Source organism: Nocardioides nematodiphilus (assembly GCF_020216525.1).
Lineage (GTDB): Bacteria > Actinomycetota > Actinomycetes > Propionibacteriales > Nocardioidaceae > Nocardioides > Nocardioides nematodiphilus.
The window spans coordinates 51,442-65,084 of record NZ_JAIWOY010000015.1 but is presented as its reverse complement, the minus strand read 5'-3'; the positions used below and the strand labels follow the sequence as shown (position 1 = coordinate 65,084).

General features: G+C 69.0%; 13 protein-coding genes. 5 read left to right on the top strand and 8 right to left on the bottom strand.

All coding sequences use genetic code 11. The features are described from left to right. Positions 1 to 57: 57 nt before the first annotated feature. Positions 58 to 516, bottom strand: a complete 459-nt coding sequence (locus KSO98_RS17835; RefSeq protein WP_225287095.1) for a J domain-containing protein — start codon at positions 514 to 516, stop codon at positions 58 to 60. A gap of 939 nt (positions 517 to 1,455) precedes the next feature. On the opposite strand from KSO98_RS17835, the gene KSO98_RS17830 reads away from it, so the two are divergent. Further along, entirely contained in the window at positions 1,456 to 1,953 is a 498-nt protein-coding gene (locus KSO98_RS17830; protein WP_225287094.1) for a hypothetical protein, read from the top strand. A gap of 224 nt (positions 1,954 to 2,177) precedes the next feature. On the opposite strand, the gene KSO98_RS17825 is transcribed toward KSO98_RS17830, so the two are convergent. Further along, on the bottom strand, positions 2,178 to 2,519 hold the full coding sequence (locus tag KSO98_RS17825; RefSeq protein ID WP_225287093.1) for a hypothetical protein: 342 nt from the start codon (positions 2,517 to 2,519) through the stop codon (positions 2,178 to 2,180). A gap of 296 nt (positions 2,520 to 2,815) precedes the next feature. After that, entirely contained in the window at positions 2,816 to 3,040 is a 225-nt protein-coding gene (locus KSO98_RS17820; protein WP_225287092.1) for a hypothetical protein, read from the bottom strand. An 827-nt stretch (positions 3,041 to 3,867) separates the two neighbouring features. On the opposite strand from KSO98_RS17820, the gene KSO98_RS17815 reads away from it, so the two are divergent. The 3 genes from KSO98_RS17815 (at position 3,868) to KSO98_RS17805 (ending at position 7,641) form a co-directional block, all read left to right on the top strand. Then, positions 3,868 to 4,479, top strand: coding sequence for a hypothetical protein (locus KSO98_RS17815; RefSeq protein WP_225287091.1), 612 nt, complete (start codon positions 3,868 to 3,870; stop codon positions 4,477 to 4,479). 76 nt (positions 4,480 to 4,555) lie between these two features. Continuing rightward, positions 4,556 to 6,931 carry an excinuclease ABC subunit UvrA gene (gene uvrA, locus KSO98_RS17810; RefSeq protein WP_225287089.1) on the top strand — a complete coding sequence of 792 codons (2,376 nt, stop codon included), beginning with the start codon at positions 4,556 to 4,558 and terminating at the stop codon, positions 6,929 to 6,931. Positions 6,932 to 7,089: 158 nt separating this feature from the next. After that, positions 7,090 to 7,641, top strand: a complete 552-nt coding sequence (locus KSO98_RS17805) for a hypothetical protein (RefSeq protein WP_225287088.1) — start codon at positions 7,090 to 7,092, stop codon at positions 7,639 to 7,641. A 69-nt stretch (positions 7,642 to 7,710) separates the two neighbouring features. Here KSO98_RS17805 and KSO98_RS17800 read toward each other — a convergent pair whose 3' ends face one another. From KSO98_RS17800 to KSO98_RS17790, 3 genes are read right to left on the bottom strand one after another with little or no spacing between them, the layout of a single operon-like run. Then, positions 7,711 to 8,070, bottom strand: coding sequence for an MmcQ/YjbR family DNA-binding protein (locus tag KSO98_RS17800; RefSeq protein WP_225287087.1), 360 nt, complete (start codon positions 8,068 to 8,070; stop codon positions 7,711 to 7,713). Between the two features lie 58 nt (positions 8,071 to 8,128). Further along, the gene (locus tag KSO98_RS17795) at positions 8,129 to 8,461 is read right to left on the bottom strand and encodes a DUF6204 family protein (protein ID WP_225287086.1); all 333 of its coding nucleotides are present in this window, start codon (positions 8,459 to 8,461) and stop codon (positions 8,129 to 8,131) included. Positions 8,462 to 8,472: 11 nt separating this feature from the next. Continuing rightward, entirely contained in the window at positions 8,473 to 8,979 is a 507-nt protein-coding gene (locus tag KSO98_RS17790) for a PadR family transcriptional regulator (RefSeq protein WP_225287085.1), read from the bottom strand. A 149-nt stretch (positions 8,980 to 9,128) separates the two neighbouring features. Between KSO98_RS17790 and KSO98_RS17785 the strand changes: the two genes are divergently transcribed. Beyond that, entirely contained in the window at positions 9,129 to 9,947 is an 819-nt protein-coding gene (locus tag KSO98_RS17785) for an alpha/beta fold hydrolase (RefSeq protein ID WP_225287084.1), read from the top strand. A 95-nt stretch (positions 9,948 to 10,042) separates the two neighbouring features. Here KSO98_RS17785 and KSO98_RS17780 read toward each other — a convergent pair whose 3' ends face one another. Together KSO98_RS17780 and KSO98_RS17775 are read right to left on the bottom strand one after the other, a co-directional pair. Continuing rightward, positions 10,043 to 11,926 carry a sensor domain-containing diguanylate cyclase gene (locus tag KSO98_RS17780; protein WP_225287083.1) on the bottom strand — a complete coding sequence of 628 codons (1,884 nt, stop codon included), beginning with the start codon at positions 11,924 to 11,926 and terminating at the stop codon, positions 10,043 to 10,045. A 3-nt stretch (positions 11,927 to 11,929) separates the two neighbouring features. Further along, positions 11,930 to 13,495 (bottom strand): peptide chain release factor 3, encoded by a 1,566-nt coding sequence (locus KSO98_RS17775; RefSeq protein WP_225287082.1) that lies wholly within the window; start codon positions 13,493 to 13,495, stop codon positions 11,930 to 11,932. Between the last annotated feature and the right edge of the window lie 148 nt (positions 13,496 to 13,643).

The window sequence follows — 13,643 nt, the reverse complement described above, 5'->3', positions numbered from 1 at the left end:
CGTCTACGTCCAAGCCAGGGACGATCTTGGCGACCGCGCTACACCACTATCGGGGACTCAACTCATGCCCCACCATCCTTTCGTCATGGTCTCCGCTTGCGCCTCGCGAAACATCGAGAGGCCGCAGGTACGACAAAGCTCCAAAGTGACGCCGCGCGTGCGCCAGAAGAGGACGGTCCCGACTACGACTCGGTACTGCACGAGTGCCGCAGGGAACGAACCGCAGGAGTCGCATTCCCCCTGCCCGGCAGTGCGTAGAGGTTCCTGCTCAGCGTGTTCGAACCCCCGAGTTTTCTGGTGGCGCGCCCCACGCCGGTCGGCATCGGCGACAACCTCCCAAGCCGCGTTCAACTCGGCCATGGCTCTCGAAGCTTCGTCGAGGAGCTTCGGGCTGCCCTGCACCCGGTCAGGGTGCAGCATCTGAGCGCGGGCACGATAGCGTTGCTGTACCTCGCGAATGGGCACTCCCTCGTCGATGCCCAGCGTGGCATACGCCATCTGCAGATCCATCGTCATCCCTCCTTTCTATGCGCAGTCAAGGGCAGGAAGCGGGCCGACGACCAGGACTAGTTAGAAGATCCGCCAGATTGGTGATTCCGGCGCTCTAGATGCCTTTGGCCGCATTTCTCACGCGGATTGAGCCGCCGCTCCTCCGCCCGTGAACAGCCGGGCGCCTCGTCATCTCGGCGGCTTTGGTCGCCGGTGCCAGCAAATGCAGCCCATCCGCGGCGCGCCCGGGTGTGTCGAGTCGCCGCGTGCGGACTGCCGCGCCCGAGACTAGATGGCATCCGTGGCATGACCCGTGAGGCGGCCCAGCCGGGAACCTGGAGGCGCCTCGGAGTCGCCTAGGACTGCTCTACAGCGATCAAGGCCGGCCCCAGGCAGGGAACCCGAAGCGAGTCTCCCGTTACCGCCGCGGCGTGACGGATTTGTCTCCTCGACTCGATGAAGACATCGACGAGCTCCGGTCACGGCTTGCTGCACTCGAGACGCGACTCACGCCGTAGTTCCAACCGCTCGGGTCATCGAAGTTGAAGGACTGCGTCAATCCGCCGCGTCGAGGACGCGCTCGCGGTCAGGACTCGTTCGGATCCTTGCCGTGCAGTCGAACCAATCCGAGTCCGTCCTGCGGCACACACACGTATACGACAAACGAGCGGACCCCTGGCTTGCTTCCGGCCCAGGCCAGCACCTCTGTTATCCCGCTAGCTCCCTCGATCTCGTACTCGTCCGAGGCGCCGTACGCGTCGTGGAAGTACACCCGGTAGAGAGGATCGCCGAACTCCCAGGTCTGGTCGCGCGGATCTACCCTTCTGACATCCACGCACCAAGAGTGGCAGACGCTGCACCGTCACCTGCCGCATCCGCCGTTGCGTCATCTCGCCGCGTGCCGGACGCCTCAGCCGGATCTGCCGATGAGCGGTCGTCGCTAGATGCGTGCTCCAGGATGGGTGCATGTGGGTGCGCGTGCCGGACTGGATGCTCGTGGAGAGTGGGCGACCTCGGCCAGAGGTAGATTCGTTGTTTCCTTCGGCCGGAGTGCGCCTTCATGGTCAGATCACGGCCGTCGACGGCCACACGCCGGACGGCATTTGCGAGGTCACGCGGTTCGAGAGCACCGAACGAACGCCGGTTGTGTACGCCCTGACCGGAACAGCCGCTGCCGCAGTGGACGTCTGGACCGGGGACGAGGACTCGAATCATCACCAACGTGCCGGTGCAGAACTGGTGCTATCCGTTGACTCAGACCGCTTCCAGGTGCAGTTCAAAGGGAGTGCGTCAACAGTCACTCCTAACTCGCGGCTGACGGCGACCGGCGAACTCGTTCTGGTCGGGGACTACGAGTGGGACGCGTTCGACCTCACCGACACACGAGCCGACTGGCGTGTCATGCGCGTCGTCGATCTCGCTCGCGGGGCTGTGCTGGTCGAGTTGCAGCGTTCTGCCCGCTAGTCCCTGTCACGACAAAGTCCACGAGGAGCGCGGTCAAGCTAATCACGCGCCGACGGCTAGCCGAGCACGGCCATACGCGGGCCAAACCGGGGAGACCGAATGGGCATATGGCTGCGCCCATCCCGTCCGATGACTGAGGATTCTCTACGTGAACCTCGAGCTTCTGGCCCAGTTCTTCGAAGACGGGCCGATGCCGCTGATTCGCACGGACTGACGCGCGCGGGTCAGTCCGCGTTCACCGATCCGCAGTGGCGTACGCGCGCGAAGTCGTCGCCTGATCGGTCGACCCACAGAACGAAGTCCGCCGCCCACTTGCTGGCCGTTGCGAGCCGAGGTAGAGCGATGGGCTCGCCGCTCTCGCGGCACATCGGCGCGGTTACTCCTCGTTTCGGCTGCTGTCCTACGTACACGTACGCGTTGGTACTTGCGCCGTCGCAGACGGCGGGCGTCTGCTGAGCAGTCATCAGTGGACCACGGCCGTCACACAAGAGGTTGCCGGCTTCGTCGCGGAGCCGGACGTCGACGTATTCGCCATCGTTCTCATGGTCGACCTTCGCGGACAGCACATCGGATCCTACGGACCCAATCCGGTCGTAGCCGGCCTTCCGATCGTCCGGATGTTGCCCGCACGAGCTGAGCAATGCGATGGAGATGAGTCCTGCGGCCGCACCGCCGAGCAATCGCGTCCCCGCCCTCACATCTCGGAGAGTAGAGGGACCGCGACGACTGCGCTGATGATTCGCATCAGGACTTGCGGTGCACCGGCACGGCCGGGAGTAGCCGATATCGCGGACATGTCATTCCGCCGCCTGAGGGACACACTCATCCGTCCCTGAGTACTAGATCCGTAAACAACTACCCTTCACAGGTTGTCGGTCTCATTCGGCTGCCAGTACACCGTCGCCCGCCAACAGAAGTAACCCTCGTCGATGAGCTCATCGTTCGAGAGCGTCACGTCCATGAGCTCGTCAGGGCGAATGCCCTCAGCTTCAACCGCGTCCGCAAGGCGGCGAAGAAGAAGCGGCAGGTCCTCGACCTCAGGACCGTGCGGATTGTTGACGCTGAAGCACCGGATGACTGGCCGCATCTGAGGACCCTACCGACGACTGAACGCAGAGATGCACTCCATCGTCGAGACCCGCTTCTTCGACGCACATCGAGCCGCCGCCGAGTGCTTGCGCGGGTGTCGCTCGACGGGCAGATCACCGTCGAGGACCTGCTCGCCGCTTGGCGGCGAGCCCCTCCTTCACGATTCGAGTCCCCTCATTTCCACACGCCCATCGTCAGATGCAAGCCCGAGCGTTCCTGCATCACACCGCCGTGTGCGGACCACGTCGCACCCTCAAGCGCTTACCGTCCGCGAGGCGTCGCAACCCTGGCCACGGGGTACCGGCTTCTTGCGTGTCCGTCGGCGTTTCTCCTTCGGGTGAGACACGCTCACGCCCATGGGTGCGAGCGCGGCGGGCACGTACCTTTGCGGGGCTGCGTGGCGAGGATGGGTGGCACTGATCATCAACCGGTCGGACCTGCGTGACGATGCCGACCGTCGTGTGGTTGACGAGGGGCGACGCGGGCGCGGTGACGTGCCGGATCTACGCGATGGGCGCGCGGACCGGAGCTGCCTCCATTCGCCGCTACCGTCCAGGTCACGTCGCTCCGCCGCGAGCTGGCGCGCCGCTCCAGGGCATCATGCCCATCGCGTACCGGCGGCACGGTGCACGACGGCCTGCAACCCGCTCGTGCTGGACATTGCGAGCGGGCGCGCTACGCAAGCTCGGCTTGGCTTGTCATCACGGTCGGACTCCGATGGATGGGTCTCTATACCCGCGCGGGAGCAAAGCGGCAGCGCACGTGGGCCGATCAGCAGGACGCGTAGGCGGGTGTCGCGGCTGCCGGTCCCGGGCACGGAGCCACATGAAGCTCTACGCCGACTCCCCCGCTCGCCGCGGCGTCCAGGCCGCTGGTGATCTCGCGGCCGTGCTGTACGTCGTACTGTGCATCGCGGTCGCTGCGAAGGTGCACGACGCCGCGTTGAGGCTAGCCACACCCGGTCGCGAGATCGACTCCTCCGCCACCCATCTGGCATCCCGGCTGCACGATGCCGGCCAGAGCCTGGCCGGCGTCCCACTTGTCGGTGATTCGGTGAGCAGCCCCTTCGACGGCGCCAGCGGTGCAGCCTCCGCCCTCGCCACCGCGGGGCAGCGCCAAGAGCACGCGGCCACGGCCCTCGCGAACTGGCTCGGGGTGATGGTCGTGCTGCTCCCGGTGGTGCTGCTCCTGGTCTTCTACCTGCCCCCGCGGATCCGGTTCGTCCGCCGTGCCACCGCTGGGCAGCGCCTCCTCGACGCCGGCGCCGGCCCGGACCTGTTCGCGCTGCGTGCCCTCACCAACCAGCCCCTCCACGTCCTGGCACGCATCGACGAAGACCCTGTGGCGGGTTGGCGGCGGCACGACCCGGCCGTCATCGAGCGCCTCGCCCGGTTGGAGTTGAGCGCAGCAGGTCTTCATCCCCCAGGCCGGCGATGACCGAACACGACACCAAGGTCGGCAGATGAGCCGTCGGTTGCGACATCTCCGACCGCTGACGGGGTACGGAGGGCGCGTGACCAGCGATGCGATCGACACCTTCGTGCGCGTCCGCGGCGCCAACGAGCACAACCTCCGCAACATCGACGTCGACATTCCTCGTAACGCCATGGTGGCGTTCACCGGCATCTCCGGCTCAGGGAAGTCGTCGCTGGCGTTCGGCACGCTCTACGCGGAGGCGCAGCGTCGCTACTTCGAGTCGGTGGCGCCGTACGCTCGCCGGTTGCTGCAGCAGGTCGGGGCACCCCACGTCCAAGAGGTCTCCGGGCTGCCACCGGCCGTGGCGCTGCAACAGCGGCGCGGGGCGGCCACGTCGCGCTCGTCGGTGGGGACCCTCACCACGCTGTCCAACCTGCTGCGGATCCTCTACTCGCGAGCAGGCGACTACCCGACCGGGGTCGACCACCTCGCCGCCGAGGCCTTCTCCCCCAACACCGCCGCCGGCGCGTGCCCGCGCTGTCACGGACTGGGCGTCGTGCACGACGTCACCGAGGACCTGCTCGTGCCCGACCGATCCCTGAGCATTCGCGAAGGAGCGATCGCCGCCTGGCCCGGTGCCTGGCAGGGGGCCAACCTGCGCAGCATCGTCACCGGCCTGGGCATCGACGTCGACGCGCCCTGGCACAGCCTGGCGAAGAAGGAACGCGACTGGCTCCTGTTCACCGACGAACAGCCGTCCGTGCTCATCAAGCCCGAGCGCGACCGCATCGACTACGGCTACTACGGGAAGTTCTGGAGCGCGCGCAAGCACGTCATGCACGTCCTGGCCGACTCCAAGAGCGAGCGGATGCGCGAGCGAGCCCTGCGGTACGTGGAGGACGCGCCCTGCCCGGACTGCCGGGGCAGCGGACTGCGGCCGGAGGCCCTTGCCGTGACCTTCCTCGGGCACTCGATCGCCGAGGTCAACGACCTGGCGCTCACCCAGCTGGTCGCGCTCCTGCGGCCGGTCGCCGAGTCGCCCGAGTCGCCCGAGCAGGCCGACGAGGTCGCGGTGCGCATCTGCGCCGACCTGGTCGCCCGCATCGAGGTGCTCCTCGATCTGGGCCTGGGATACCTGAGTCTGGGGCGCAGCTCCACGACGCTGTCCCCCGGCGAGGCGCAGCGCCTGCGGATCGCCACCCAGCTGCGCTCCGGCCTGTTCGGGGTCGTCTACGTGCTCGACGAGCCCTCGGCGGGCCTGCACCCGGCCGACGCGCAGCCGCTGCTCGAGGTCCTGGATCGCCTCAAGGCGGCCGGCAACTCCTTGTTCGTCGTGGAGCACGACCTCGACGTCGTACGGCGGGCCGACTGGGTCGTCGACATCGGCCCCGGTGCGGGCGCGGCAGGGGGCAACGTGCTCTACAGCGGGCCCGTGGCCGGACTCGAGGACGTGAAGGAGTCGGCCACCAGCGCCTACCTGTTCGGTCGGGCCGAGCGGCTGGTGCACGACGTCCGCGCCCCGCAGGGCTGGGTGCAGCTGGCCGGCGTCAGCCGCCACAACCTGCACGACCTCACCGTCGACATCCCGGTCTGCGTCCTCACCGCCGTCACCGGGGTCTCCGGCTCCGGCAAGTCCACCCTGGTCAGCCAGGTCCTCGCCGAGGACCGGACCGCTCTCGACTCCTTCGACCGGCTGGTGCTCGTCGACCAGCGGCCGATCGGCCGGACGCCACGGTCCAACCTGGCGACGTACACCGGGCTCTTCGACGCCGTGCGGAAGCTGTACGCCGCCACCGATGCGGCACGCGCCCGCGGCTACGGGGCAGGTCGGTTCTCCTTCAACGTCGCGCAGGGTCGCTGTGAGACCTGTCAGGGCGAGGGGTTCGTCTCGGTCGAGCTGCTCTTCCTGCCCGGCACCTACGCACCCTGCACGGCCTGCCACGGCGACCGGTACAACGCCGAGACGCTCGAGATCACCTACCGTGACAAGAACATCGCCGAGGTCCTCGCGATGCCCGTCGACGATGCCGCGACGTTCCTCGCCGACGTGCCGGCCGCCGCGCGCAGCCTCCAGGCGCTTCAGGACGTGGGCCTGGGCTATCTCACCCTGGGCCAGCCGGCGACCGAGCTCAGCGGAGGCGAGGCACAACGCATCAAGCTCGCGACCGAGCTCCAGCGGGCCCACCGCGGCCACGCCCTCTACCTGCTCGACGAACCGACCTCGGGTCTGCACCCCGCTGACACCGCGCTCCTGCTGCGGCTGCTGCACCGGCTCGTCGACGCCGGCAACACCGTGGTCCTCGTCGAGCACAACCTCGACGTCATCGCCACCGCCGACTGGGTCATCGACCTCGGCCCCGGCGGAGGTGACGCCGGTGGGCAGGTCGTCGCGACCGGCACGCCGGCTGCCATCGCGAAGGCCGAAGGCAGCGCGACGGCGCCTTACCTCGCACGGCGGCTCGAACGGACCTGACCCCTCTTCGTCCACGAGTGCAGCCCCGTGCGTCACATTCCGAGGAGATAGAGGCAACCTGGTGGCGGAGAGGAGCGTATGGAGGGTGGGAGTCACCCGCTAGGGACTCCTGTCCCCCGCCGCCTTTTCGGGCCGGGGTTATCGAAAGGAACTCATCAATGCGTAACTCTCTCGCCGGCCTCGCGACCCTCGCCGCTGCGGCGACGCTGTCCTGCGTCATCGCGGCGCAGCCCGCTGAGGCGGCGACCGCGACGTTCAGCGACCAGGCCAACGACGTCAGGCACGGCGGTGACCTGCGCTCCGTGCGGATCGACAACACCGCCCAGAAGGTGCGGATCACGATCAAGACCGCAGACCTGGTCGCCGACCCCGCCTCCGGCGTCGGCGGAGCGGTGTTCTTCGACACTGACGGCGACTCGCGTCCGGACCTCGTCGCGGTCGGCGGATTCTTCGACGGGACCGACTACGCGCTGCTGCGTACGGACTCATGGAACGTCCGCCGAGCCACCGAACGCGTCGACTGCTCGTACCGGATGCGGTTGAACTACGACACCGACACGGCGCGGTTCAGGATCGGGCGCAGCTGCCTGGCCTCCCGTACGGGCTCCGAGGCGGTACGCATCGAGGTGCGCACCAGTGCCGGGGCCGGCACGAAGGTGGACTGGCTCGGCACAGCCCGCCGATTCACCCGGCCCGTCTCGGTCGGATAAGGGTCCCGGCGAGCGCGCCCGCGGGACGGGGCGCGCGCCGCAGGCGGCCGGGGCGGCGTGGGCAGGGGTCTAGGACGGCAGCTCGTCGGCGCGTTCCTCGACCACAGCGTCGGGGGCGGTCAGCCGCCACGCCTCGAAGGTGAGCTCGGCCAGCTCGTCGCGCTCAACGCCTTCGAGGTGGACGACGACCCAGCCGAAGCCGCCGGAGGTGAACTGAACCTCGAAGACGTCCGGGCGCTCGGCCACCAGCGACAGCTGCTCGACGATCGTCTGCTTCAACCCGACCGTTCGCGTCGCCGGCCACAGATAGCCGAAGGTGCGGCCGTCGACGTCGTACCGGAGCCACTTGTCCCGGTCGGAGCGGCTGACACCAGGGAGCTGGGCGACCAGGTCGAAGAAGTCGGCGATCTCGCAGGGCACGAGGGCCATCCTGCCGGGAGGACGATGTGGCCAGGGCGGGGCGGGGTCGACGCGGGCTCGGGCCGGATCAACGACGGCGCTTGACCTTGACGTCGTCGAGGCAGGTGGCCGCCATGGTCAACGGCCTGTGGGTGATGCCTCGGGACCCGAGATACTGCGCGGCCAGGAGCTCGCCCTCGATCACAGCGGCTTCGTCGGCCTCCGCGGCCGACTCCTCGAAGACCTCGAGCAGGTACCGCAGGGTGAACCGCGTCAGTGAGGGCGTGTAGGTGAACGTCCCCTCTCGGGTGAAGGCGGAGAGCATCAGGTCGTGCTCGGCTTGCTGGGCGCGAAGCTGCCCGGCGACGGCCGGCATGAGGCCGGAGAACTGGCCGGTCGCCTGCACTCGGTAGGTTCTCATCGTGTTGCCGGTCATGACGCCGTGCTGATCTGCTCGCGCAGCCACTCCCCGAGCACGGTGTTGATCCGGATCCCGAGCTCGACCTGGGGCGCGAACACCTCCGGCTCGGCGGCGTCCGCCTGGACTGCTCGGAGGGCTTTCAGAGCGGCGAGCTCGTGCTCGACGTGCGCGAGGTCGCGCTCGAACGTCTGCTTCCTGTCTGCCGCGTCCAGAAGCGGTGTGAGGAACAGACGCAGGCCGCTCTCGCTGCGCTGAGACCGGTCCGGCTCGGCCTCCACGAGCCAGCGTCTCAACTCCACGCGACCTGCGTCGGTGATGTCGTAGGTCTTGCTGCGGCGCGCTCCTTCTCCCACCAGCCTGATGAGCCCAGCGGCCTCGAGCTTGCCGAGCTCGGGGTAGATCTGGCTGTGACCCGCGTGCCAGGAGGTGCTGAGCGAACGGTCGAACATCTGGGTGAGCTCGTACCCGCTCGAGGGGCGGCGGGCGAGCAACCCGAGAAGCGCGTGACGCAGAGACATGGGGCCACCCTAGCAATCGGATGTAACGATTGGCATGTAAGTTCTGACATGTACGGTCGGGCATCCCCACCCGATTCCATCCCGACCACGAGGGCGGCAGACCCATCGACATCGCATACGAGACCTTCGGAGACCCGGGCGACCCGGCGGTGCTCCTCGTCATGGGCTTCGGCGCCCAGATGCTCGGTTGGGATGCCGAGTTCTGCACACTGCTGGCCGCGCGCGGCCGCTACGTCATCAGGTACGACAACCGCGACTGCGGCTTGTCCGCCAAGCTCGAGGACCACCCGGTCGACCTGATGGACTTCATCACCGCGGTGACGTCCGGCGACCTCGACCGAGCACGCGCGATAGCGCCGTACTCGCTGCGGGACATGGCCCAGGACGGCATCGGCGTGCTGGACGCGCTCGGCATCGAGCAGGCGCACGTGGTCGGTTCCTCGATGGGCGGGATGATCGCGCAGAAGATGGCGATCGAGTTCCCGCGCCGGGTGCTCTCGCTGACCTCGATGATGTCGTCCACCGGGGAGCAGGACTACGGCCAGCCGACGCCGGAGGCACAGCAGGTGTTGTTCTCCGGGCGCCCGGCCGACCGCGACGGGTACGTGGCTGGAGCCGAGCGAGAGCTCGTCTGGGCGTCGCGCCGCTACGGTGACGCGGCACAGCTCCGCGCTCTGGCCGCCGCTAGCTACGACCGCGCCTACTACCCGGCCGGGGTCCCCCGGCAGCTGGCCGCGATGATCCTCGACGGCTCACGTGCCGAGGCGCTGAAGGACCTCGACGTGCCGACGCTCGTCATCCACGGCCTCGACGACACCCTCATCGATCCCAGTGGCGGTCGCCGCACCGCCGAGCTCGTCCCTGGCGCCCAGCTCCTCCTGCTCGAGGACATGGGCCACGACCGTCCGCCAGCGCTGTGGCCGGTGCTGCTCGACGCCATCACCGGGCACACCACGCGCCGGGCCTGATCCGCCCCTGCGGCTATGCCCATGCCCCAGCGGGAGCCGATCCTCCGTCGGACGACCGGTGCACGCTGTCACGGCCGGTACGTCCGCGGCGGTCCTCAGGTGCCGGACGACGCATCAAGCTCGCACTCGACGCGGTTGCGGCCGTTGCGCTTCGCCGCGTAGAGGGCGCGGTCCGCTGCTCCGATGAGCGCCGGGCCCTCGGCGTCGTGGCCCAGCTCGGCCACGCCCGCTGACAAGGTGATGGGCGATCGTCTCGCCCACGGGAAGCTCGCCTCGACCTGTGCCCGGAGGCGCTCCGCGATCTGGCACGCGTCGTCGCTGCCGGTCTCGGGCATCAGGACGCACAGCTCCTCGCCCCCGTACCGGTAGGCGGTGTCCACGCTTCTGATGCCGCGCACGACGATGCCGGCGACGTCTTGAAGGACCTCGTCGCCGCGCTGGTGACCGTAGGTGTCATTGATCTGCTTGAAGTGATCGAGGTCGATCATCACCAAGGAGAGCTGCCGCGCGTAGCGGGCAGCGCGCGCGACGTTCTCGCTGAGGTCCTCGTCGAACTGGCGACGGTTCGCCAGCCCGGTCAACGAGTCCCTCCGGGACTGCTCCTCCACGTCGCTGTGGAGCTGCGCGGCTTGGAGGGCGGAGGCGCCCTGCATGATGAGCGCGTCGATGAGCTCGAGGTCGAGGGTGCCTCCTGCCGGCGGGGTCAGCGCGAGGACCCCGATGACCTGACTACCGACGACGAGCGGGATCGCGACCCCGCCGGCGCCCGAGTCCTCCGCCTGGCTGTCGCGCGACTCGTCCAGCGAGATCGCCCTGCCATAGCGTGCCGCACGGCCGATGGCGCCGATGCCCACGTCGATCGGCTCCGCGGAGCCGGCGTCGGCGTCGGAGTCCGCCGCCGGCGTACGGTCGTCCGCACCCGCCACGTCGTAACGCACCAGCTCGTCGCGGTCCTGGCTCCGCAGCCACAGGTCCGACCGGTCTGCACCGGCGAGGCGACGCACGGCGCTGAGAAGATGGAGGCTCGTGTAGCGCAGGCTCAGCGACTCGCTGAGCCCTCGGCTGAGCTCCAGGACGAGCTCGAGCCGGGCGCCGTGACGTACGAGCGCGTCCTCGCGGTCCGCGGCGAGCTTCATCCGGTCGGCGAGTGCCGTCGTCATCCCGGCCACGTCGTGGGACAGCGCGGCGACCTCGTCGACGATGGACGGCACGCCGGGCCGTGGGCTCAGGTCTCCTCGGGCCACCTGTCCCACCGTCGCGGTGAGGTCACGCACCGGCGCCACCACCTGACGCTGCAGACGGCGGCTGCCCCGCACGAGTCCGAGCAGTGACACGACCCCGATGACGGCGAGTGCGAGCACCGCGGCCAGCAACGCGCGCTGATAGGACCCCTCGGCGCTGGCCACCTCGTCCGCCAGCGCCGATTGGAGGTGCGCGTCGACAGCCCGGTAGCTGTCGAACAGCGCCTTGCCCTCGTTGAGGTGGACGGCGAGGCTCGTCGCGCCGGCCGCTCCTCCCCCGTGGGACAACGGGTTCCAGGAGCCGTCGGTCGACGGCGTCGCCCACTGGTCCTGCCAGGCCTGTTGGGACTGCACGACCGACACCGCGTCGCGCAGCAGACCGGGCCGGCCGCCCACCGCAGTCACCAGCTCACCATCGGCGGCGGTGCGCAGCGCCTGGCCCGACAGGTAGGGCTGCAGGAAGTCCTTCTCGCCGGTCGCCAGATAGCCCCGTACGCCCGTCTCCTCGTCAAGCATCGCGTCGTGGGCCTGTCCGGCCGCGGTCGCCGCCTGCCGCAGCTGCGACAGGTGCGGCCGCACGGAGACACTCAGCACCAAGGCGACGACAGCAAGGACCACCAGCGACAACACGCTCCCGACCACAGCCGGGACGTACGTGCGCACGACCACCGAGCGCAGCGACAGCGTCCGCCGGGGCGGCGTGCCGAGTGCTTCGGAGGCGTCTGAACGGTCGTGCATCGGTCAGGCCCCGCCGGCCGGGAGCGCCTCGAGCATGATGTCGGGCATCTCCCGCGCGGTCTTGCTGGCCCGCCACTGGTCCACGAAGAGGGCCAGATGGGTGCCGTCGCTGCGCTGCAGGACCTCCACACCCCGGAGGCCGGCCAGCGCGGCGGCGCCGTCGGCATCGGTACGTCGGGCGACCTGGTAGTCGAGCCGCGAGAAGCGGATGGGGGCGTTGAACTCGTTCGTCATCCGGTCCTCGACCACCTCGAACTGCATCGGACCGACCGCCGCGAGGACCGGGTTCTGGTCACCGCGCAGGTCCGAGCGCAGCACCTGGACGACGCCCTCCTGGTCCAGCTGCTCGATGCCGCGGCGGAACTGCTTGTAGCGGCTGATGTCACCGGCGCTGGCGGTCACGAAGTGCTCGGGGGCGAAGGTGGGGACGGGCGGGTACTCGATCGGCGGGCCGACGTACACGGTGTCGCCCACCCGCAACGCCGTCGCGTTGACCAACCCGATGATGTCGCCGGCCTCGGCGGTCTCCACCGACGTCGTCTCGCGCCCGAAGACCGCCTGGGCGAACTTGGTGGCGAAGGGCCGGCCGGTGGCGGCGTGGGTCACGATCATCCCGCGCTCGAACGAGCCCGACACCACCCGCGCGTACGCGAGCCGGTCGCGGTGGGCGGTGTTCATCCCGGACTGCACCTTGAACACGAAGGCGCTGAAGTCGTCGGTGGGCTGGCGGACCGTGCCGTCGACCCCGTCGGTCGCGCCGGGCGCCGGGGCGATGTCGAGCAGCAGGTCGAGGAGCTGGGCGACACCGAAGTTCTGCAGCGCCGAGGCGAACATCACCGGCGTGGTCTTGCCGGCCAGGAAGCGTGCCTGGTCGTGGTCGGCCTCGTCGAGCTCGAGCAGCTCGTGCTCCTCGACCGCGGCCGCCCAGACCCGGGCGTCGGGCTCCTCCACCTCGTCGGGCCCCATCCGTCGCTCGGGAGCGCGGGTCGCGCCACCGGCCGTACGGGTGTACTTCACGAACTCGCCCGTACGACGGTCCAGCACCCCGCGGAAGTCGCCGGCCTCGCCGACCGGCCAGGTCAGCGGTGTCGGACGGAGTCCGATCTTCTCCTGGATCAGGTCCATCAGCTCCAGCGCGGACAGGCCCGGGCGGTCCCACTTGTTGATCACGGTGATCACCGGGATGCCGCGCAGCGCACAGACCCGGAACAGCTTGAGCGTCTGAGGCTCGAGCCCCTTGCCGGCGTCGACCAGCATCACCGCGGAGTCGACGGCGGACAGGACCCGGTAGGTGTCCTCGGAGAAGTCGCTGTGGCCGGGAGTGTCGACCAGGTTGACCACGTGGTCGCGATAGACGAACTGGAGCGCGGCCGAAGTGATCGAGATCCCGCGGGCCTTCTCCATCGCCATCCAGTCGGACACCGTGCCGCGCCGGTCGCCCTTGCCGTGGACCGCTCCGGCCTCGTTGATCGCCCGGGCGTGCAGGGCGAGGGCCTCGGTCAGGGTCGACTTGCCCGCGTCGGGGTGGCTGATGACGGCGAACGTACGGCGGGGGCGGGAGTCGGGCACCGGAAAAACCTAACCGCCGACCGGCTACTTCACCGACTCGTGCGCAGCCGTCTCACATCGCGTCTCGGCGTCGGTGCCGTCATCCGGGTCGCATCGGATCGACCCCGCGTGGCAGGGTCGACAGGTGACCATCATGGACATGACGCTC